25 protein-coding genes are annotated in these 19,335 nt (G+C 32.7%); 6 read left to right on the top strand and 19 right to left on the bottom strand.

The window, feature by feature from the left end; all coding sequences use genetic code 11:
- Position 1 precedes the first annotated feature (1 nt).
- The 3 genes from GQR94_RS09600 to cls all read right to left on the bottom strand — a co-directional run bounded on the left by GQR94_RS09600 (position 2) and on the right by cls (position 2,650).
- Positions 2–652, bottom strand: a complete 651-nt coding sequence (locus GQR94_RS09600; protein WP_158975293.1) for a hypothetical protein — start codon at positions 650–652, stop codon at positions 2–4.
- A 4-nt stretch (positions 653–656) separates the two neighbouring features.
- The gene (locus GQR94_RS09605) at positions 657–1,127 is read right to left on the bottom strand and encodes a hypothetical protein (protein ID WP_158975294.1); all 471 of its coding nucleotides are present in this window, start codon (positions 1,125–1,127) and stop codon (positions 657–659) included.
- Positions 1,128–1,228: 101 nt separating this feature from the next.
- On the bottom strand, positions 1,229–2,650 hold the full coding sequence (cls, locus tag GQR94_RS09610) for a cardiolipin synthase (RefSeq protein WP_158975295.1): 1,422 nt from the start codon (positions 2,648–2,650) through the stop codon (positions 1,229–1,231).
- A 160-nt stretch (positions 2,651–2,810) separates the two neighbouring features.
- Between cls and GQR94_RS09615 the strand changes: the two genes are divergently transcribed.
- From GQR94_RS09615 to GQR94_RS09625, 3 genes are all read left to right on the top strand, one after another.
- On the top strand, positions 2,811–4,352 hold the full coding sequence (locus GQR94_RS09615; protein ID WP_158975296.1) for a hypothetical protein: 1,542 nt from the start codon (positions 2,811–2,813) through the stop codon (positions 4,350–4,352).
- A gap of 73 nt (positions 4,353–4,425) precedes the next feature.
- On the top strand, positions 4,426–4,839 hold the full coding sequence (locus GQR94_RS09620) for an arsenate reductase family protein (protein ID WP_233268668.1): 414 nt from the start codon (positions 4,426–4,428) through the stop codon (positions 4,837–4,839).
- Positions 4,840–4,849: 10 nt separating this feature from the next.
- On the top strand, positions 4,850–5,965 hold the full coding sequence (locus tag GQR94_RS09625; RefSeq protein WP_158975297.1) for a DUF748 domain-containing protein: 1,116 nt from the start codon (positions 4,850–4,852) through the stop codon (positions 5,963–5,965).
- Positions 5,966–6,024: 59 nt separating this feature from the next.
- Here the strand turns inward: GQR94_RS09625 and GQR94_RS09630 are convergent, their stop codons facing one another.
- Positions 6,025–6,843 (bottom strand): SDR family oxidoreductase, encoded by an 819-nt coding sequence (locus GQR94_RS09630; RefSeq protein WP_158975298.1) that lies wholly within the window; start codon positions 6,841–6,843, stop codon positions 6,025–6,027.
- Positions 6,844–7,053: 210 nt separating this feature from the next.
- On the opposite strand from GQR94_RS09630, the gene GQR94_RS09635 reads away from it, so the two are divergent.
- Positions 7,054–7,542 carry a Dps family protein gene (locus GQR94_RS09635; RefSeq protein WP_158975299.1) on the top strand — a complete coding sequence of 163 codons (489 nt, stop codon included), beginning with the start codon at positions 7,054–7,056 and terminating at the stop codon, positions 7,540–7,542.
- 334 nt (positions 7,543–7,876) lie between these two features.
- On the opposite strand, the gene GQR94_RS09640 is transcribed toward GQR94_RS09635, so the two are convergent.
- The 11 genes from GQR94_RS09640 to GQR94_RS09690 form a co-directional block, all read right to left on the bottom strand.
- Positions 7,877–8,905 carry an AraC family transcriptional regulator gene (locus tag GQR94_RS09640; protein ID WP_158975300.1) on the bottom strand — a complete coding sequence of 343 codons (1,029 nt, stop codon included), beginning with the start codon at positions 8,903–8,905 and terminating at the stop codon, positions 7,877–7,879.
- A gap of 15 nt (positions 8,906–8,920) precedes the next feature.
- On the bottom strand, positions 8,921–9,073 hold the full coding sequence (locus GQR94_RS22945; protein WP_158975301.1) for a lmo0937 family membrane protein: 153 nt from the start codon (positions 9,071–9,073) through the stop codon (positions 8,921–8,923).
- A gap of 1 nt (position 9,074) precedes the next feature.
- Entirely contained in the window at positions 9,075–9,308 is a 234-nt protein-coding gene (locus GQR94_RS09650; RefSeq protein ID WP_158975302.1) for a hypothetical protein, read from the bottom strand.
- A 147-nt stretch (positions 9,309–9,455) separates the two neighbouring features.
- Entirely contained in the window at positions 9,456–12,041 is a 2,586-nt protein-coding gene (locus GQR94_RS09655) for an ATP-binding protein (protein ID WP_158975303.1), read from the bottom strand.
- A 10-nt stretch (positions 12,042–12,051) separates the two neighbouring features.
- Positions 12,052–12,498: a response regulator gene (locus GQR94_RS09660; RefSeq protein WP_158975304.1), complete on the bottom strand. Its 447-nt coding sequence runs from the start codon at positions 12,496–12,498 to the stop codon at positions 12,052–12,054.
- 10 nt (positions 12,499–12,508) lie between these two features.
- Positions 12,509–13,072, bottom strand: coding sequence for an AraC family transcriptional regulator (locus tag GQR94_RS09665; RefSeq protein WP_158975305.1), 564 nt, complete (start codon positions 13,070–13,072; stop codon positions 12,509–12,511).
- Between the two features lie 108 nt (positions 13,073–13,180).
- On the bottom strand, positions 13,181–13,495 hold the full coding sequence (locus GQR94_RS09670) for a hypothetical protein (RefSeq protein ID WP_158975306.1): 315 nt from the start codon (positions 13,493–13,495) through the stop codon (positions 13,181–13,183).
- An 88-nt stretch (positions 13,496–13,583) separates the two neighbouring features.
- A complete protein-coding gene (locus GQR94_RS09675; protein WP_013550598.1) occupies positions 13,584–13,763 on the bottom strand; it encodes a hypothetical protein in 180 nt (59 codons plus the stop codon).
- 39 nt (positions 13,764–13,802) lie between these two features.
- Entirely contained in the window at positions 13,803–13,964 is a 162-nt protein-coding gene (locus GQR94_RS09680) for a DUF1328 domain-containing protein (protein WP_013550599.1), read from the bottom strand.
- 200 nt (positions 13,965–14,164) lie between these two features.
- Positions 14,165–14,614: a PA2169 family four-helix-bundle protein gene (locus tag GQR94_RS09685; RefSeq protein ID WP_158975307.1), complete on the bottom strand. Its 450-nt coding sequence runs from the start codon at positions 14,612–14,614 to the stop codon at positions 14,165–14,167.
- Between the two features lie 136 nt (positions 14,615–14,750).
- Complete coding sequence (locus GQR94_RS09690) at positions 14,751–15,638, bottom strand: mechanosensitive ion channel family protein (protein WP_158975308.1); 888 nt, start codon at positions 15,636–15,638, stop codon at positions 14,751–14,753.
- Between the two features lie 311 nt (positions 15,639–15,949).
- Here GQR94_RS09690 and GQR94_RS09695 point away from each other — a divergent pair, with 311 nt between their 5' ends.
- Positions 15,950–17,227 (top strand): DUF2254 domain-containing protein, encoded by a 1,278-nt coding sequence (locus tag GQR94_RS09695; protein ID WP_158975309.1) that lies wholly within the window; start codon positions 15,950–15,952, stop codon positions 17,225–17,227.
- A 66-nt stretch (positions 17,228–17,293) separates the two neighbouring features.
- Here GQR94_RS09695 and GQR94_RS09700 read toward each other — a convergent pair whose 3' ends face one another.
- From GQR94_RS09700 to GQR94_RS09710, 3 genes are read right to left on the bottom strand one after another with little or no spacing between them, the layout of a single operon-like run.
- Positions 17,294–17,500 carry a DUF6327 family protein gene (locus GQR94_RS09700; RefSeq protein WP_158975310.1) on the bottom strand — a complete coding sequence of 69 codons (207 nt, stop codon included), beginning with the start codon at positions 17,498–17,500 and terminating at the stop codon, positions 17,294–17,296.
- The gene (locus tag GQR94_RS09705) at positions 17,497–17,847 is read right to left on the bottom strand and encodes a hypothetical protein (RefSeq protein ID WP_158975311.1); all 351 of its coding nucleotides are present in this window, start codon (positions 17,845–17,847) and stop codon (positions 17,497–17,499) included. Before GQR94_RS09705 ends, GQR94_RS09700 begins: the two co-directional genes overlap by 4 nt.
- Before the next feature lies 1 nt (position 17,848).
- Positions 17,849–18,178, bottom strand: a complete 330-nt coding sequence (locus GQR94_RS09710; RefSeq protein WP_158975312.1) for a YtxH domain-containing protein — start codon at positions 18,176–18,178, stop codon at positions 17,849–17,851.
- Between the two features lie 207 nt (positions 18,179–18,385).
- On the opposite strand from GQR94_RS09710, the gene GQR94_RS22470 reads away from it, so the two are divergent.
- Positions 18,386–18,556 carry a hypothetical protein gene (locus tag GQR94_RS22470; RefSeq protein WP_199271556.1) on the top strand — a complete coding sequence of 57 codons (171 nt, stop codon included), beginning with the start codon at positions 18,386–18,388 and terminating at the stop codon, positions 18,554–18,556.
- Between the two features lie 60 nt (positions 18,557–18,616).
- Here GQR94_RS22470 and GQR94_RS09715 read toward each other — a convergent pair whose 3' ends face one another.
- Entirely contained in the window at positions 18,617–19,240 is a 624-nt protein-coding gene (locus GQR94_RS09715) for a nitroreductase family protein (RefSeq protein WP_158975313.1), read from the bottom strand.
- Between the last annotated feature and the right edge of the window lie 95 nt (positions 19,241–19,335).

Genomic DNA, 19,335 nt, shown 5'->3' on the forward strand with positions numbered 1-19,335 from the left:
ACTATTGTTTTGCTTTATCACGTTCTTCGACAAGAATCATAATTTCATCAGGAGATAAATAGTACTTTCTAATTCGTGCTTTATAAATTTCTGATAAATTAGTGTTGTTTAATATAAAGTTTTTGGTGTCTAGAATGTACCCATCTAAGTTTTTCGCTACTGCATGAGAATCTGCTGCTCGCTCAGCTTCTTTGATTGATGCGTCTAAAAAGTAATATTTTATTCCAAACCAGATTAGGTTTAAGCTACTTCGGTTTCTATAATCCATTACATGACCTAGCTCGTGTCCTAACCAACCTATCATGACGTTTTCGGGAATATCTTTGGTAGCGAATTTTTGGCCTTCTATTTCAAAATTTTCACTGATAAAAATATAATAACTTCGTTTCTTTTTGGGCCGTAATAAGCTTAAGAAAGAAGGCTGCGCTTGCATGATAGATTTTTTAATATCCTTCTTAAACTTGAACTCAATTCGGGTATTTTTTAATTCAGGATAATGAGATAAGGCAAATTCTGCTTCCTTACGTATAGTATCAGGGATAATATGTTCTGGATTGTTTTCTATCATATTTTCGTAAAGTATAAGTGTGGCTAGTGCTAAAAGCAAAAAAGTGGCTAATTGCCACTTTTTATTTTTAATTCTCTTTTTCATATATCTAAAATTGATATCTGATCCCTAAGGCGATATCTAAATCTAAATCGTCAGAATAATTGTCATTAAAGCCTAATTCAGGACGCATATCCAATGAAAGTATCAAAGGGAAATCAAAATTATATTCAATTCCTATATCACCTGCAATTAAGACAAAAGTACCATCGTTTTCTCCTGCATCAAAAGATCCAATTCCTGCACCTGCACCTACGAACCAATTGAAGTTTCCTTCAATAGGCATTACCCATTGGTATAAACCTACAAGCTTAAATGCGTCTACGTTGTTAGAATCTCTCCAACCTAAATCAAACTCTAAACGGTTGTTTTCTTTCAAATAGCGTTGGTATGATATTTCTCCACCAAATCCGTCATTGTCTCCTAATCTAAGACCTAAAGCATTTTTAGAAATACTTTGTGCCTGTGCTGAAATGCTAGCGAGTAGAATGATTGCAAATACACCTAATATTTTTTTCATTGTTGTTTTTTTAAAAAATTATTCGGGACAAATATATAGTAAACTTGTATATGCTATTGTTCAGTTCAACGAATTTATTAACTCTTATGAAAATCATTGGATTATAGCAACGGACTGAAAAATTTGGCAATTCCTTCTATAAAACGCTCGTAAACTGGGCGGTTTTTAAAGGTTTCGTAATCTAAGCTTTTATTAATTTCACAATATTCTGTAAATTCTTTACAAATAGCTTCGGTAATCTCCTTATCATAAATAACTGCATTTGCTTCAAAGTTATGTTCAAAGCTGCGGTAGTCAAAATTCCCAGATCCTATGGAGGCAATTTCATTATCAATCAATATAACTTTACTATGGGAGAAGTCGTCTCGTAAATAGATGTTTACGCCAATGGCAAGAAGCTCTTCAAACCTAGAGAACATAGAGTATTTTGCCATGAGCGAATCTGATTTATTCGGAATCAAAAGACTTACTTGAATGCCACTCAAGGCCGCAATTTTGATGGCTTGTAATACCGTTGTGCCTGGAATAAAATAGGGATTGGCAATATAGATTGATGACGTAGCGCTATTGATCATAGAAATATACTGCTGCATTACTGCGGGTTGTCTAGAATCTGGTCCGCTAGCCACTATTTGTACTGTACTTTCTCCAATAGGTTTAAGATTAGGTAGGTATTTCTCGTTGATGAGCATTTCTTTGCTGCTCGCAAAATGATAATCTTTAATGAAAATACGGTGCAAGCTATTGACCACAGGACCTTCTAATTGCACATGTAAATCTTTCCAAATACCAAGGGGGGATTCTTTTTTTACATATTTATCAGAAACATTTACACCTCCCGTAAATCCCAAGCAACCATCTATGATTAGAATTTTTCTGTGATTTCTATAGTTTAAAGTAAATAGCAAACTGCCAAAACGTAATGGCATCATTGGATAAGCTTGTACACCAATATCTTTAAAGCGTTTTATCGTTTTTCCTCTAAAAGAAAAGCTTCCTACAGAATCGTAGATTAAGCGCACTTCTACCCCTTCTTTTATTTTTTCTTTAAATAAGGCGTAAAACTGCTCTAATAGCTCGCCTTCTTCAAAAATATAATACTGTAAATGTATAAAGGACTTTGCGTTTTTTATAGCTTCAAAAATGGCATCAAAAGTTTCTTCGCCATCATTAAGGACGTTAACCTTGTTGCCTTTATATGAAGGAAAGAATGTGTTTTTCTTATTTAAGTTAGATAGTTTTTCGTATTTATTGTCATGAACATGAATGTCATCTTCTGTTGTTGATAGGCTTTTATAGGTTTCATCATACAAGCGTCTTCTTTCTGTTTGTCTAAGCCTGAAAAAACGAAATTTTCTCCTGTTCACCCCAAAAAGATAATAGAGTATAGGACCACCAAAGGGGATGGCTAGAATAGTTAATAACCAACTCAATGATTTTGTAGGTCTTGATCCATGTAAAACAATACTCCCAAATGACCAAAGGGTCAATAATAGGTAAGCAATTAAAAGTACTGTTCTCATAATATAACGGTTGCTGATTTAAATTCTGAATCAAAGTACTCCATTTCTTATGACATTTGATAGTATCATCGCTATTTCAGTTAATTATAAATTGGATTGGAGCGCTGTTTAAGGTGCTAATTTAGGAAGTTTACAGTCTAAAGAAAAAACAACCTAACTTTTGAAACCATTAGTACAAAAGAAACATATTTTATGGACACTCGGAACAATTGTTCTGATTGTGCTCCTGTATAGTGCGGCACATTTTTATGTGAAAAACAAAATAGCGCATGGGTTAAAAGAAGAACTCACATCTACTTTGCAAGTGGAGTATGAAGCGTTGAGTTTGAGTTTACTTTTTAATCACCTCAGTCTGGAGAACATCACGCTAGCGCATCAATCGGTGTTAAATACTACAAAAATAGGTAGTCTAAGTCTAAACGGTTTTGGGTATTTAGAATATCTGAGGCATGGCACTATTTCCGTAGAACATATAAAAATAGACGATGTAAAAGCAGCATTTTATACAAAGGATTCCACGGAGACAAAAAAATCAAAAACATCAGCTTTCAAAGAAAAAATAAAGGTTCACAATTTTCAATTAACCAATGCGAACGTAAGGCTTATAGATAGAAAAACGGATAGTTTACAATTTTCTGCTGAAGCGATAACTATGAGTCTGCAAGATGTTAAAGTATCTTCTAATACCGTACAGAACAAAATTCCTTTTACCTATTCTTCTTATACACTGGCGGCTAATGCTATTAAAACAGCTTTGGGACCTTACGAAGACCTGTATATCGATAAGTTTAAGTTAGACGGTGCTGTCGTAATCAACGGGGTGGAGTTAAAAACAAAGTATACGAAAGTAGCACTGCAAAAGCATATTAGCAAAGAGCGCGATTGGATTTATTTAAAAATACCCGAAGTAACACTTTCTAAGTTTGATTTTACGATTGAACAAGATTCATTTGATGTAAAAATCCCTTCCGTTGTATTGAAAGACTTGGCTTTAGAAATGTATAGAAACAAGCTCATGCCGGATGATTATAGCTTGAAAGATATGTTTGGAAAAACGATAAGAAACTTGCCTTTTGGTTTAACCATTCCTTGTTTGATGGTAGAAAATGGAAGCGTTTCTTACTCAGAGTTGGTAGCGCCTGGGACAAAACCAGGAGAACTAATTTTTACGGAGGTAACTTCCGTAATGAAAAACATTTCTAGCGTAGGATCAAAACCATTGACGATTAAGAACAAAGCAAAAATTATGGGTGCAGCCCCAATTGAATTAGATTGGTCTTTTTACGAAGAGAACGGCAAGCATTTGTTTAAAGCTTCTGGGGTGATTTCTAATTTTAATACCAAAGAATTAGATGCTTTTTTAAGACCTAATTTAAGAGCAGAAGCAAAAGGTACAATTGATGCCTTATACTTTACCATTAGCGGAGATGAATTTGTTTCCTCGGGAGATCTAAAGATGAGTTATTCCGATTTTAGTTTTGTGGTATTGAAAAAAGATCGATTGGGAGTAAACAAGCTTTTGACGGCACTCGTAAATATCTTCACGAATGATGGTTCTAAAACCGATGAATATGGATTTAGATTTGGCCAAATTAAAGTAGAGAGAGATCCTACAAAATCCTTTTTTAATTATCTATGGATAAATGTAAAAGACGGAATTTTACACACGTTTACGGGTAACGGTAAAAAAGAAGAAAAGTAATCGGATTAATAATAAAATGGAACAAGCCACTGTCATTGGGGCTTCTGGGCTAATTTTAATCAAAACTTAAGACATGGAAGATATGGGAGTCATTTCAACGGATAAAAACAAAATTACGCTGTTCTACAATTCAGAAAGCAGTATCGGAAAACAATGTTATGGCTATGTACAAGCTTCTGATAAAGAAGTTTTAGGAATAGATATTTCTAAAACCAATATCACGGGAACGCAGTGGGCAGAACTCGCAGAGAAATTAGAAATACCTGTGAAGCAACTCATAGATACAGAACATCCAGATTTTGTAAAGCTATATGGGGCTAAAGATATAGACATGGAAGCTCACGATTGGATGAAAATTTTAGATAAAAACCCCAAATTAGTACAACTTCCTGTTTTAATATTTGGCGAAAATTATTATCAGCTTACCTCTGGTGCCGATTTTAAAAAGTATCTTGAAGCCAATAGCGCAGGAATAGAAAAAAAATAAACACAACATTTTGAATCAAACGAAACACAGGAAAGTATATAAGAAGAAAAGGTATGTAGTACCTATAGTTATAATCGCTGTTTTGATTATTGCTAGACTACTTCTGCCAATTTTCGTGAAAAAGTATGTAAATAATGTTCTTGCAGATATTCCCGGATATTACGGGCATGTAGAGGGAATTGATATTTCGTTGATTAGGGGCGCGTATGTAATTAATGATTTGTATTTGAATAAGATCGACGCAGGATCAGAAGTACCCTTTTTAAATTTTGAAAAAACAGATATTTCTATAGAATGGAAGTCGCTTTTAAAAGGGAAAATAGTGAGTGAAATATCAATGACCAGGCCCGAGGTTATTTATGTTTTTGAAGACCAACAAGACGGTGAAGTAGCGGACCCGGATATTGAAGATTGGACTAAAGCCTTAACAGATTTGGTGCCCATTGCTATTAATAATTTAGAGATTGTAGAAGGAAAAGTAGCCTTTGTTGAGGTTACTGCAGAGCCAACCATAGATTTGCATATGAATAATGTAAATCTTCAAGCCACCAACCTAAGGAATATTGTTCAGGAGGACAGAACGCTTCCTTCAGATTTACATGCTACAGCAGTATCCATAGGAAATGGGAATTTTACACTTAACGGAAAAATGAACCTGGTAAAGGAGATTCCTGATATGGATATTTCATTCTCATTGGAAGATGCTTCAATCACAGCATTAAATGATTTTACAAATCATTATGCAGGAATAGATTTTGCAGAAGGTAATTTTAATATTTTTAGTGAAATGGCTATTGCAGATGGTTATTTGAAAGGATATGTAAAACCACTGCTGAAAGATTCTAAACTAATTAGTAAGAAGCAAGATAAATTTTTTGATACCCTGTGGGAGGGTTTTGTGGGCTTTTTTAAATTTGTTTTAAAGAATAAAGGGAATAATACTTTAGCTACTAAAATACCTATGGAGGGCGATTTGAATAGTGTTAAGTCTAAAGTGTGGCCAACATTTACAAACATTATAAAAAATGGGTGGATCAAAGCCTTTAAAGGTACCGTAGATGACGACATTACTTTTGAGGATGCGGAGCAAGAGGTGGATAAAAAATTAAAAAAAGAAAAGAATTAAAGTATAGTTGTTAGGTGTTAAAAAGGGAGAAATTACTTAGGTAATTCTCCCTTTTTTTATTATCCATTAGAAGAAAATCCTGGATAACACGTCATTCCGCCGTCTACAAAAATAGTGGTGCCATTTACATATTCAGATTCGTCAGATGCCAACCAACTAGCAACGCTACCAATATCTTCTGGTAGACCCATGCGGTCATAAGGGATGAGTTTTAAGATTTTTTCTAGACCTTCTTTCGTGTCCCAAGCGTCTTTATTTATGTCAGTTTTTATAGCTCCTGGGGCAATGGAATTACAGCGTACTTTTTTAGGGGCATATTCCTGGCAAATACTTTCCATTAACATTTTTAATCCCCCCTTAGTCGTAGCATAGTTTGCATGACCGGCCCAAGGAATAATTTCATGAACCGAACTTATATGTATGATTTTACCTAAAGAATTAGAAACCTCAGGGCGCATGCCGCGTCTCATAAATTCGTTTAAGGCTTCTTTAGCGCATAAAAATTGTCCGGTTAGATTGGTGTCTATAACTTGTTGCCAAGCACTCAAAGGCATTTCATGTAAGGCATAATCTTGCTGTATTCCAGAATTGCCTACCAAAATGTCTATAGTGCCAAATTTAGAAACGGCTTGTTTGAATAAATTTTTCACATCGCCTTCTTTACCTACATCACATTGAACAACAATTACACCTGCACAACTAGCGTTTTGGTTAATCCAATGAGCAACTTCTTCAGCTTCTTCTTTACTGCTATGATAATTTACTACCATATTTGCGCCTTCTATTGCGATAGATTTTGCAATTGCAGCTCCAATACCAGAACTAGATCCAGTAACGATGCAGGTTTGATTTTCGAGTCTGTTATTCGGTTTTTGCATGTTTTACTTTTTGTACATTAAAGTACAATTAAATCCTATGTTTCAAAGGTTTATGTTTTTATAAAGCCAATTATTTTAGCTTTTGAATCAATTCTGCGCAGTGAGGAGTTGCTTAGACTATTTGAATCAATTATAGAATGGTTACCATTAATAAATATGGAGGCTAACTCGTAATTTAGTGGTAGACAATAATCATAAAACATATATAAAATGAAATCAGAAACAGCAGAAATCGGAATTAAAAAATCAAACAGAAAAGCAGTAGTTGAAATGTTAGAGCAACTATTAGCAGATGAATTTTTGATGTATACAAAATATAGAAATTCACATTGGAATGTAGAAGGTCATGACTTTCATACAAAGCATGTGTTTTTTGAAGAAGAATATGGCAAGTTAGAAACTATTTTAGATGCTGTAGCAGAACGTATTAGAATGTTAGGGTTCTATTCTCCAGGTACGATGAAACGTTTTATAGAATTATCTCACCTAGAGGAAAATGGTCCAAAACAGAATGATAGCATCAGTTTTATGGAAGTATTGCTAGAAGATCATCAAACAGTAATCGCTTTTATCAGAAAAAGTATTAGCGAAAATGCAGAAGAGCATAAGGATGAAGGTACCGCAGATTTTATCACAGGTATTTTACAGCAACATGAAGAAATGGCTTGGATGTTGAGAGCATCAGTTAAGAAGTTCTAGGAACTAAAAAAAATAAAAAAAGCGTTAAGACGGTAGTCTTAACGCTTTTTTTATGCTCATGTGTTTGGTAAGTAAAATAAGATATTCCCATTAATTTTTATAAAGTGAACGTTTCGTTGGTATATTTCTATGACCTCATTTATAGAAGTGAAAATTCCATGCTGTAATCATCAACCAATGGAGAAGTTGTTAGGAGTATGTTGTAAAGCAAAGAAACCCTACTTGAATGAGAGTCATGTGGGCATTTTTTACTGTAGGTTGTGCAGTTAAATAAAAAGCACAAAAAAATGCCAGCGTAGTAAGGCTGGCATTTTAATTTAATCTATGTTTTAGATTACGCTGTAACGCCTAATCTGTTTTGATTATCTTGGTAGTATTTTGGACTACAGTCATACTTTTCTTTGAAAATTTTAGAGAAGTAACTTCTGCTAGTTAAACCAACAGTATAAACAATCTCTGAAATGTTTAAGTCTGTTGTTTTAATTAGATTCTCTGCAGTTTCCACACGTACGTTTCTAATGAAATCTGTAACCGTTCTATCATGCAACAATTTAAATCCTTCTTGTAATTTAGATGGAGATAAACCAGATTTTTTGCTTAAATATTTTAAGCTGTATTGAATCTCTGGATAGTTTTTAATGAAACTAGAGATTTCTTTAATATCTTCCATTTCATCTCTAGTTAAAGAGCCAAAGTTGTTTTTAATATTCTTTTGATCTTCTTTGTGTTGTTGAATTTCTAGTGCTAAAATTACGTGTACAGTACCATTTATTAATAAGTTACGTACAATTCCTTTCTGGCTGATAGCATCCATTTGCTGTATTTTCTCAGCAATTTTTAGATTGTAAGATCCAACATAGGTATACATCTCCTCACCGTTTTTAGGCATAAAGTTTTTTACTAATTGATTTTTTAATAAATCAATACTTTCGTCATCAGATACTTGTAAAGCATCTACTTTAATATTAGTGAATTTCACTGCTTGGTCTTTTCTGAAGAACAAAATAGAATCTCTATTAGGGTCACTTGAGAAAATTCCTGTTTGAAACTGGTTCAAGGATTTTTTTATAGACGTTTCACTAAACCCATATGATAATTGCCCGTTAGAACAATACATGAAATTAATAGGGTTAGTAGTACTCGCGGTGCTTTTTATGATAGTATCTTGTTTAAAGGTAACATCATACTTCATAAAAGTAATATCGTTCTTAAAAGTGATCCCTGAGATAGAACCAACAGCTGATTCGCTATTTAGTTCTAATTTAAATTCCTGACTTGATTTATTTAATTTACCACCTAATTCATTCTGTAGGTCATTAAACATTTGAGATATTGTATTTGTTTTAAGGTGTATCGTTTTCATAATGCTGTTTTTACGTTAATAATTGTTCTCTTTCAAAACACTAATTATAAGAAGCAATGCTGCCATTACTAATACTAAGTGAATTATTAGGCCGAAATCAAAAAAGAAAAACCCTATGGCCCACAGCGCTAATACTATTGCTGCTAGAATTTTAAGGTATTTAAGCATGTTAATCTGTTTGTTCTATGTTTTGATCCAAAACACTGTTGCCAATGTTGTTTGATATGTAATCATTTAAAGACTCTATTGTAGTACCTATTGCACTTCTTATATTTCCAACTCTGGAATTTGTCTGATATTTATAGTTATTCTGATTCATAGTAGTTGTTTTAGTGATTGCGTTAACAATTGTTGTACATGGTTGTTTTGTACATGACAAATTTCGGTAAAGAGGAGACTTCATTTGTTACACAATTTTTTGATAGTGTTATATAATTATTGGAAAGCGCTATTTTTTAAATCAAAAAAGCCCTGTTTATAGCTATAAACAGGGCTTTTTAATATAATTTATGTTTTACATCATTATAAGGTACTCATCTTATTGTTACGTTTAGGCTGGTAAATAAATACAAAAAGTAGATCCCTTACCTAGAATGCTTTCCGCAGAAATATGACCACCATGATTTTGAGTGATTTTTTTACAGATGGCCAAACCGATACCCGTTCCGGAATATTCTGTTTTCTGATGTAAGCGTTGAAAAAGTTCAAATATCTTATCAGCATGTTCTTGTTCAAAACCAATACCATTATCAATGATAGATATGCGATAGTACGATTTGTATTTTTTTACAAAATTATCAGGAATACCATTCCGTTTAATTTTTTTGCAATTAATGATGATTCTTGGGGCTTCCTCTCCTCTATATTTTATAGCATTGGAGATAAGATTATTAAATAGTTGTTCCATTTGAAAAGGAACAGCGTTTATGGTGGGAAGATTGTCTATTACAATATCGACACCAGATTCTTTTATACGTGCTTCTAAATCTTCTTGAACTTTCTCTATAATCTCTTCAAGACTTACTGTTGTAAATTCGCTCTTTGTTTTATTAATACGCGAATAGGATAATAAATATTTAATAAGCATTCGCATGCGCTCAGAAGAGGAGGTAATTTTAGCAAAAAACTCTTTTCCTCTCTCTGATAGATTATCATAATCTGTATCTTCTATCCTGGAAATAAACATCTGAATTTTTCTGATAGGCTCTTGTAAATCATGACTGGCAACTCTATTAAATGATTCTAACTCTTCGTTTGATCTTTTTAGCTCCTGATTCTTCTCTTTTAATTTAAGGGCGCCTTTTACTTGATTGGTAATATCTTGGATCACACCAATTAAAGCATCATCTTGAAAATGTCCTGTAGTTCTAAAGTGTTTTATTTTTCTAGAGTTGTTTATGATACGGTATGAGAAATCTACAGATTTCTTTTTATCAATAGCTTCTTTTATGCTTTCCTTGTAGCCAGGCAAATCCTCGGGATGAATAAACTTCTTATAATTTTCATGTGTAGGAGGAAATTCTTGAGGTTTGCAATCTAATAGAATATATAGGTTATCGGAGATATCTGAACTTTCTTCTTTTTCATCTAAGAAGCTCCAGCGGTAACTACCTATTTTGGCTAATGTTTTAGCATCTTTTAAAATAGCGTTCTGTCTTTTGAGTTGTTCGTTTATTTCTAAAATTTTTCGTTCGTCTTGTTTCTGTTTTGAAATATTCATAGAAGTAACACAGACTCCATCACCTGTTTTAATAGCATAGGTATCAAAACACATATGAACATTATTAAAAATATAATCTCGTTCAAATTCTACTGGTTTTCCTGTATCTACCGCCTTACAAAATAATTCAAAAACCCCATTGGTCATCAGAAAAGGATAAGCTTCTGATATTTTTTTCTGGACGACCTCATTTGGTTTTTGACCTGTAGTATTTGTAATTTCTTCATTGGTATATAAGATCGTGAAATCTGTGATAATTCCTTCCTTATCTATTATAGGCTCAAAATAACTTATAACGTTATTGGTACTTTTAATAACGTTCTGCAAAAACTCGTCCGTTTCTTTTATTTCTTCATACTGTTCCTGTAATTCTAAATTTAAAGCATTTAGTTTAGCGACAGATTCTTTTTCATGAGTGGTGTTTTTTGCAATAATCAATAAGCCATTATTTAAAGGTCTCATTACAGACTCTAGCCATATTTTTTTACCATTTAAAAGTACTTGTCTGCTTAACTGACTTTCTTTCTTTTCTATAAAAGATTTCGCTAGTACCTCATACTCGCCATTTAAAACGGTAAATGGGAATATTTTTGAAATGGGTTTACCCACAATAGTTTCGGGGTCTAGACCAAAATCTGTTTTATTACGCTCATTGGCATACGTTAGTTTAAAATCTATTACGTCATTATCTTCATTATATATGGGCTCATAGAAGTTTACAATATTTTCGGTCTTAGCCATTACACTGGATAAGAAAGCTTCTGCTTTGGTTCTATTTTTTCGTTCGTTATTTATTTTAATAAAGGATAGGACGAAGACAAACATGGCGAAAACGCCTAATACCAATACCATAAATGGCGATAAAAAGGCATAGGAGTTAAACTCCTTTTTGCTTTCTGTTAGTATCTTTTGTTCCTTAATTAACATGAAATTCTTACGCTGATTAAGTTCTGCCATGATTCGGGCAACCTCATCTAATTTATTGCGCTCTTTTGTAGAATATTTAAGGCGCACTTTAGGTGAAACAGCTATAGCTTTTAGGGCTGCTAAAAGATTAATTTGCAATTCTCCCACACGTGTTAGGTGGGTTTGCTGAATGGGGTTGTCTATCACCAAATTTGATAATTTGTTGAAGGTGACATTAGAATTATCAATATATTTTTGAAATGATATTGAAGTAACTAAAGTATCTTTTCGCAACAAATTGGTGAGTTGTGCGGATTCCATTTGTGAGTAAATGGAAAAGAGATTATTTATTTCTGTTTCAACTTCTAATGTATGAGTTACAGCATTGGCAGCTTCTTTAAACTCCGATATTTGTTTATAGCTTATGCTGCCAATAAAGGTGAGCATAGCTGCTGCAATAATGAGTAAAACTATATAGAGTTTTGGGGATAATATTAGCTTTTTAGCCACGATTTTTTTCTTAAATTCTTAGTAAAAAATTCTCTCTATTCAAGGCAGACGTTTCATACTGCCAATTAAGCTGCAACACTTTTTCGATAACCGTTCTCAATTCTCCAAAACTGTTGGGTTTGTTAATGTATACATTAGCACCATTCACAAATGTTTCTTCAATATCTCTTTCAGAAGAGGAGGTAGAGTATATGGCAACAGACAAATCTCTAAGTTTGGCATGATCGCGAATCTCTTTTAAGCACTGCATGCCGTTTTTAATAGGCATATTTAAATCCAAAAAAATAACCTCTGGAAGTATTACATTGGGCAATACCAAATAATCCATAAGTTCTTTACCATTTGTGAATAACGATAATTTTGTCTTTATTTTAATTTCTTCGATAGCATCTTTAAACAGAAGTCTATCATCTTCGTCATCATCTGCTAATGCAATGTTCAATGTTTGGAATGCCATGTGTAATTTATTAGTCTCTATTTCCTATTTTTTCTTTTCTTTTTTTTATTATTTTTTGAAAGGAAGAAGGAGTAAGTCCGGTTGTTTTCTTAAACTGTGTTGATAAATGTGCAACGCTACTGTAATTTAACTTATACGCAATTTCGGTTAAGGTTAGATCATTCTCGATAATTAGTGTTTTAGCTACATCAATCTTTTTTAAGATAACAAAATTCTCTATTGAGGTGTGTGTTATCTCAGAAAATAAATTGGAAAGGTAGGCATAGGAATAATCTAATTTTTCAGATAAATAGGTAGAAACATTATATTTTTGAGCTTCTTCATCACCGTTTACAACGAGCGTAACAGCATCCTTTATGCGTTGTATTAAAGCTGTTTGTTGGTTACTGATGATTTCTATTCCGTATGCTGATAAATTTTCTGTTATAACTAGCATTTGAGCACTATCTGGAGTTTTGTTTAATACAATTTCTCCAACACCAAGTAAAGAATATTCTAGACCCATGGCATCTAGTTGCTCACAAAGCACTTTTCTACATAAAAGGTTATAATCAAACTTTACATTTATTGTCATAAAATAACTTTATTGAAACCTCTGGTGAGCTTTACAAATATCGTATTTTTTTGCCTGTACCCTTTCTTTGTTTAAGTTTTATTTAACCACTACTATAGAACTATTTGACTAGTTATGCTTGAAATGATCTTTGGGTATTTCTTTAAAAAACTCTGCCATTACAGTATCACTAGAAGGACTATAGTTTGCGAGTACCGTGCCTTTTATATGGTCATTAGTTTCAATAACGTATAAGATAGACATATCTGATGGGTTGCTCATGCCTTCAAACCGGAATTCTTTTTTGATGTAAATTTCTTCAGGTTTGTACTCCTTTTTTGTGTCTAAATCTACTAAGAGGCCTCCCTTGGCTCTAAAATTAGTAGTGAATCCTTTCGCCTGATATTCTTCTATATATTCTTTTTCACTTTTTGCATGTTCCATAAGTTCTATTTTTTTATATTTAAAAAAAGGACAAAATCAATTCATTGAATTCTGTCCTTTTATAATAATATCAATTCAGATGAAGGTATTAATTGTCATCTGTATGGTCGTCAATTTCGTCTCCTACTTCCTCAACGCCTTCGTCAATTTCGTCTCCTACTTCTTCAATTTTATCTTCTGTAGTTTTGTCTTCTCTACAACTTGTAAATGTCATTAAAGAGGCTCCTAAAAATAAGATTAAGAAGGTATTTATTATGGGTTTTTTCATCGTTTTAATTTTAAGTTTATACGTGTATTATTTATGTGTCTAGACCTTTTTTCTTCCGGTCAAAAGTGAAATAACAAAGAGTATTAAAAATATAAAGAATAATACTTTTGCGATGCTTGCAGCACCTGCTGCTATTCCTCCAAAGCCAAATACTGCGGCTATAATTGCTAATATGATAAATGTGACTGTCCAACGTAACATAATGTTTGTTTTTAAGGGTTAAATTGAAGCTAGCATTTTGCTAACTGTCTGTTACAAAGATGCAACTGTTTTAGAGTTCGGATTAACGTAATCGATAAATTTGTTGCTCCATAAACAATTGATATTCTTTAATTTATAGGGAATAAAAAAAGGAATACTTTAAAGTATTCCTTTTTGGGTAAAATGTTGACTTTTAAGATCTAACTGATGTTTTCCATCACTTTTTCTTTTGATAAATCTAGTTCAATTTGATTCATCTGTTGTGTTAAAAGCGTGATTGTACTAGCAGGCAAATTTGTCTCTGATAAAACATCTTTGTATTCATCAATTGCAGCTTTCTCTCCGCGAATGGCTTCTTCTAGCATTGATTCTGCACTGTTGGAGGTTACAAATGCTTTAACATCCATCCATGTTCTATGTGCAGCTGCAGCTAAACTACCACTCTTCTCTATATTTTGACCAAAACTGTTTATTTCAGTTTTTAATTCGTGACCAAAATCATAGCGTTGCTTGCTTTTCCTAGTAAAGAATGTTTTTAAAACTGCATTATCTGTGTTCTCTGCAGCTTTCTTATATCCTTTTTCTGCATCATAAGTTTTTTCTAATAATGCGTTTAATTTATCTCCTACTTTATCTGTATATGTACTCATAATTATTGTATTAATGTGATGAGGTAATTTAATGCTACCTCTTTAGCATATTCCAAAGTTACAATCTTAGCTTCGTTGCGATTAATCCATTAGAAGTTTAGATTGCCGCAAAAAAAATTGTTTCGTTAAAAAAATGTTAGGCTTCTTTTTGTTCCTTGCCGAACTTAAAATTTTCAGGGAAGTCTAGAGTTCTTATTGGGAACGGAATAGTAATATCATTTTTATCAAAAGCTTTTTTAATATAAATCATAGCTTCTGTTTTAGCCTTAGCAACTTCCAATGCGGAAGTTGAATCAATCCAAAATCTAGTTTCAAAATTTATAGAGCTGTCTCCGAATTCTAAATATAAAAAGATGACATCTTCTTCTTTTTCGACAGGCTCAAAATTAGAAACAATTGTTTTTATGACTAAGTCACGTACAAATTCTAAATCTGAAGAATAACCAACACCACAAGTTAATATTACTCTGGATTGTGCGGTGGATGAAAAGTTTTTAATTGGGTTTTCTAACACCAATTTATTAGGTAAGTAAACTAAGTTGTTATCAGGTTGCCTTATGGTCACAGCACGTAAATCTATATCTATAACTTCACCCTCAAAATCATTACTCTCTATCCAATCGCCAAATTTTATTTGCTTAATATAGGACAGTACAATCCCAGAAAAAGTGTTGGCAAGAGCACCTTGAAGTGCTAGTCCAACAGCTAAACCTGCTACTCCTGCACCCGCGAGAATGGTGTTTAGTGTTTTACTTAAGTCTAAAATACCTAACACCAGAAATAAACCAGCAAGTATTACTAGAACTGAAATGAGTTTAGCAATCACATTTTTCATTGATTTCTGAAGGCTACTCTTACTTAGTAATTTTAAGGTTAATCTGCTGATATATTTAGATAAAAAGATGACAATGATAAATACAACTATGGCAATTGCAATATTTGGGAGGTTGATTATTATATTATTCAACCACGATTCTAATCTATCGGCCATTTTATTCCAAGCATCAGTTAATTGTATTTTCATGAGATTCTTTTTAAATGCAATACATTGGTGTTGCACTTTGGTTTGTTTTACTTTATCTTTTGGTATGTTGGTGTTATGTAAATGAAGAAAAAAAACATGGCCTCAATGTTTTATTAATATTGAAACCATGCTTTACCAACCAACATTATAAAATGTACCCAAAGATAAAAAGCTACAACCTTGTTAATGTGCTATATCCAATGTTTGATTAACTTTTTTAAATCTTTACGATAGTGTTAATAATAATAGTGATGTGTATAGTATAAGTGTTTGTGAAAGGGGAACTTTGTAGGATTTGAAAAAACGGAACGATGATAAAATCTATAAGAAAATATTTAAAAACGTGGTATTACAAAGTGTTATACAGTATTGCATTTTATCCTGTCTTACTTAGTCTTCTCTTTTTAATTATTGCTATAACAACCAATAGGGCCGAAAGTTTGGATGTTATTATTAAACTAAAGGAAAAAATACCCTATTTATTCATCTCTGATTATGACACTTCAAGGGCAATATTAAATACCTTAGTTGGAGGGATATTATCATTGACTGTGTTTAGTTTTTCAATGGTAATGGTGGTTTTAAGTCAAGCTTCTTCTAATTTTTCTCCTCGAGTTTTGCCTAGTTTAATATCAAATAAGAAGCATCAGTTAATTTTGGGATTCTATATTGGCACCCTACTTTACTGTATTTATTCACTCATTACCTTAGGAGCTAAAGGAGTAGATTCTAATGCTATTGGTCTTTCAACAATGCTTGCGGCGCTCTTTAGTATCGTATGTATCGTGTTTTTTGTGGACTTTATCCATAGTATATCTACTGCGATTCAAATAAATAATATTATAGATCGTATTTATAGCTCTAGTTCAAAATCTTTACAAAAGGCATATGATGCACAACATCAAAAAATCACCTTAAGTGTTTTAGAAACCGATAATTTTAAACCGCTACGCGTTAAGGAAACGGGGTACTATTTAGGTTTTGATGTTTCTTTACTGTCAGACGTTTATAAGAATGACGAGTTGCAGATAAATGTATTGCCTTATTTAAATGAGCATTTGTGGGAAGGAGATGTTATTGCTACAGTCTCTAAGAGTTTGTCTGATGAAAAAATGGACGATTTATTGTTTGGATTTAGTTTATCTAAAAACAGGAGTTCTGGAGATGAAGGAATTGGTGGTATGATAAAACTAATGGAAATAGCCGTAAAAGCAATGTCTCCAGGAATTAATGACCCCGGTACAGCTATTCAAGCAGTTACAAAATTAGGAAAATTGCTATATCAAGCGGTAGCTTTTGCAAATGCTACTTCGGAGGCTGTAGCGCATACGAAGTGGATTGTTGTATCCCATAATGTCGCTATAGAAGAGTTATTGCGGATCATTGTGCAACCCATACGTTTTTATGCTAAAGAAGATTGTACAGTGTTGTATCAATTAATAAAAGCATTAAGTTATTGTTTGACCAATCCTAATATTTCTGTAGGTAATAAAGAGAATATTTTATTGGAACTTTCTATTCTTAAGGAAGATATAGAAAAGTATATTTCAAATGAAGTAGATAAGGATAGGCTATTGCAATTGTTTTAATAATGTGCAAATAAAAAAAGCCGTAACATATAACTGTTACGGCTTTTAAATACAAATAGTATTCTCTTACTTAAGTATTTTTTTAACCAGTAAAAGGGTGCTAAATTTTTTAGCTATGTTGTAGCCAGTTTGCAACCAATTTAATGGTGATAAATCTTCCTGAACTTTGTGCTTTAGACCTTTCAACTCCTCAATAGCAATTTTCCGTTCTAAGCTCAAAAGCTTCAAGTCAAGCTCAATTTCTTCGAATGAGGTATAATTTTTATTTCTCATGAGTCAAAATACGTTTTAGATAATTTTTGAATAATGATGCGATCGATACTTTTTCTAACTAAATAGATAATTAGCACCAATAGAAAGAAAATTCCACCAACAATTAAATACCCTAAAGCCATATTGTTAAAATAGTTCCCAAGGGCTGTTGCTCCTGCGATTGCAATAAAAATTAGACCTAAGACGCACAAACTACCTAGTAGGACAATCTTTAACACGTAAGAAGACAATGTGGTCAACTGTTGAAATACTTTTAATTCATAGTATTTTTTAGTAGATTTCACATAAGCTTCACCTGCTTCGGCTGCACTATTTGTAGTATCGTCTAAAGACTTTAAAATGCTCATGTTATGATTTCTGTAATTTCTTATTCTTAGCTTTTAATTCAGATAATTTACTTTCTAAGGTAGTAATCACATCTTCTGTTTTGTGGCTTACATCAGAAACAATATGTTCTATTTGTGTATCTAAAGATTCTTTCTTAGAAGCTACAGAATGTGCTGCTCTATCTCTTAAATCCATAGCTGTTTCTGCAAGAGTATCTCTAGTTGTTGCTGCTTGATCTGCGATTTTTTGCCTAGTATTAGACCCTCTATCTGGAGCAAATAAGATTCCTAAAGCTGCTCCTATTGCAGTACCTGCTAATATTCCTAATAATGTATTACTGTTATTATTCATTTTATATGTTTTAAAATTTGTTATGATAACTGTATCTCAATTATCTACACCAAAGTTACTCAAATAGTAACATAAAAGTTGTCTTAATTAAAAAATTGATTAACTGTAATGCTCGCTATTTGAAAGCGTTAAGAATGGATTGGATTGCAATAAGCATTGCCAGGTTTAAGGGGTAAATTGTGTCCGTAACAACTAAAAAAGTATAAAATGGATATTAAAGAAAATGATACAAAAACAAAGTTCATAAAAGAATCAGATGATGATACTGAGCACTATGTACTTCAGAAGAATAAAAAGACAAAATTAGGAGTAGGAATTATAATAGCTTTTTTAGTGGTTTTAATCCTTGGCGTTGTACTGTCCGGTGCTTTTTTCTAAGCATTGAGAACATGTGCAATAAATTAAAAAGGGTCACAATTTGTGACCCTTTTTAATTTATTAATCTTCATCGTGTTTTATGGCTTTCCATTCATCCATAAATGCAAACTGACTCTGATCTATTCTTTGTCGTTCTTGCAATTCTGCTTTCTGCAGTTCTGGAGATAACTTGTTTAATTCTCCACCATAATAACCTAATGCTATGGCTGTGCTGATGTGATAATCTTCTGGGATATTAAAAATCTTCTCTATTTTTTTCCAATCTAAGCCTGCCATTTGATGTAAAGCGATTCCCATATACTGTGCTTGAGTGGTCATATTCCCTACAGCAAAACCTAAATCGTGTAGTGCATGAAAATTATCTTGATGGTCATTTGTTTTTTCATGATATGCCGTAAGCATCAGCAGAGGTGCGTTTACAGCCCATTCTTTATTAAAATCACTTAAGCAGGAAATTATTTTTTCATAAGCTTCTGAATTTTTCTCTGCATAAATAAACCGCCACGGCTGTATGTTATTACTACTAGGCGACCATCTAGCGGCTTCAAAAAGCTGATTTAAATGTTGTTTTTTTATCCTGACATCCTTAAATGTTCTAGGACTATAGCGTTGCTTTAAAAGTGCAAATATTTCATAATCACTTTCAGCAATATTTTCTAACTGTATTTGTTCCGGTGATGTCATAATCTTTTCTTTTTCACCTACAAAAGTACACCTACATTGGTTTTGCTATTGACGCTAAGCCATATTAGATTGATGCTTTTAAAAATCAAGGTGTT

Origin of the sequence: Cellulophaga sp. L1A9 (assembly GCF_009797025.1) — a bacterium.
In the GTDB taxonomy this organism is placed as follows: Bacteria; Bacteroidota; Bacteroidia; order Flavobacteriales; family Flavobacteriaceae; genus Cellulophaga.

What these genes read in the sequence shown, in the direction of transcription:
- GQR94_RS09605 (WP_158975294.1), bottom strand. Translation starts at nt 1,127, where the DNA reads ATGAAAAAAATATTAGGTGTATTTGCAATCATTCTACTCGCTAGCATT.
- GQR94_RS09600 (WP_158975293.1), bottom strand. Translation starts at nt 652, where the DNA reads ATGAAAAAGAGAATTAAAAATAAAAAGTGGCAATTAGCCACTTTTTTG.
- cls (WP_158975295.1), bottom strand. Translation starts at nt 2,650, where the DNA reads ATGAGAACAGTACTTTTAATTGCTTACCTATTATTGACCCTTTGGTCA.
- GQR94_RS09620 (WP_233268668.1), top strand. Translation starts at nt 4,426, where the DNA reads ATGGAAGATATGGGAGTCATTTCAACGGATAAAAACAAAATTACGCTG.
- GQR94_RS09635 (WP_158975299.1), top strand. Translation starts at nt 7,054, where the DNA reads ATGAAATCAGAAACAGCAGAAATCGGAATTAAAAAATCAAACAGAAAA.
- GQR94_RS09675 (WP_013550598.1), bottom strand. Translation starts at nt 13,763, where the DNA reads ATGAAAAAACCCATAATAAATACCTTCTTAATCTTATTTTTAGGAGCC.
- GQR94_RS09705 (WP_158975311.1), bottom strand. Translation starts at nt 17,847, where the DNA reads ATGAGCATTTTAAAGTCTTTAGACGATACTACAAATAGTGCAGCCGAA.
- GQR94_RS22945 (WP_158975301.1), bottom strand. Translation starts at nt 9,073, where the DNA reads ATGCTTAAATACCTTAAAATTCTAGCAGCAATAGTATTAGCGCTGTGG.
- GQR94_RS22470 (WP_199271556.1), top strand. Translation starts at nt 18,386, where the DNA reads ATGGATATTAAAGAAAATGATACAAAAACAAAGTTCATAAAAGAATCA.
- GQR94_RS09630 (WP_158975298.1), bottom strand. Translation starts at nt 6,843, where the DNA reads ATGCAAAAACCGAATAACAGACTCGAAAATCAAACCTGCATCGTTACT.
- GQR94_RS09650 (WP_158975302.1), bottom strand. Translation starts at nt 9,308, where the DNA reads ATGAAGTCTCCTCTTTACCGAAATTTGTCATGTACAAAACAACCATGT.
- GQR94_RS09685 (WP_158975307.1), bottom strand. Translation starts at nt 14,614, where the DNA reads ATGAGTACATATACAGATAAAGTAGGAGATAAATTAAACGCATTATTA.
- GQR94_RS09690 (WP_158975308.1), bottom strand. Translation starts at nt 15,638, where the DNA reads ATGAAAATACAATTAACTGATGCTTGGAATAAAATGGCCGATAGATTA.
- GQR94_RS09680 (WP_013550599.1), bottom strand. Translation starts at nt 13,964, where the DNA reads ATGTTACGTTGGACAGTCACATTTATCATATTAGCAATTATAGCCGCA.
- GQR94_RS09700 (WP_158975310.1), bottom strand. Translation starts at nt 17,500, where the DNA reads ATGAGAAATAAAAATTATACCTCATTCGAAGAAATTGAGCTTGACTTG.
- GQR94_RS09710 (WP_158975312.1), bottom strand. Translation starts at nt 18,178, where the DNA reads ATGAATAATAACAGTAATACATTATTAGGAATATTAGCAGGTACTGCA.
- GQR94_RS09660 (WP_158975304.1), bottom strand. Translation starts at nt 12,498, where the DNA reads ATGGCATTCCAAACATTGAACATTGCATTAGCAGATGATGACGAAGAT.
- GQR94_RS09665 (WP_158975305.1), bottom strand. Translation starts at nt 13,072, where the DNA reads ATGACAATAAATGTAAAGTTTGATTATAACCTTTTATGTAGAAAAGTG.
- GQR94_RS09640 (WP_158975300.1), bottom strand. Translation starts at nt 8,905, where the DNA reads ATGAAAACGATACACCTTAAAACAAATACAATATCTCAAATGTTTAAT.
- GQR94_RS09670 (WP_158975306.1), bottom strand. Translation starts at nt 13,495, where the DNA reads ATGGAACATGCAAAAAGTGAAAAAGAATATATAGAAGAATATCAGGCG.
- GQR94_RS09715 (WP_158975313.1), bottom strand. Translation starts at nt 19,240, where the DNA reads ATGACATCACCGGAACAAATACAGTTAGAAAATATTGCTGAAAGTGAT.
- GQR94_RS09695 (WP_158975309.1), top strand. Translation starts at nt 15,950, where the DNA reads ATGATAAAATCTATAAGAAAATATTTAAAAACGTGGTATTACAAAGTG.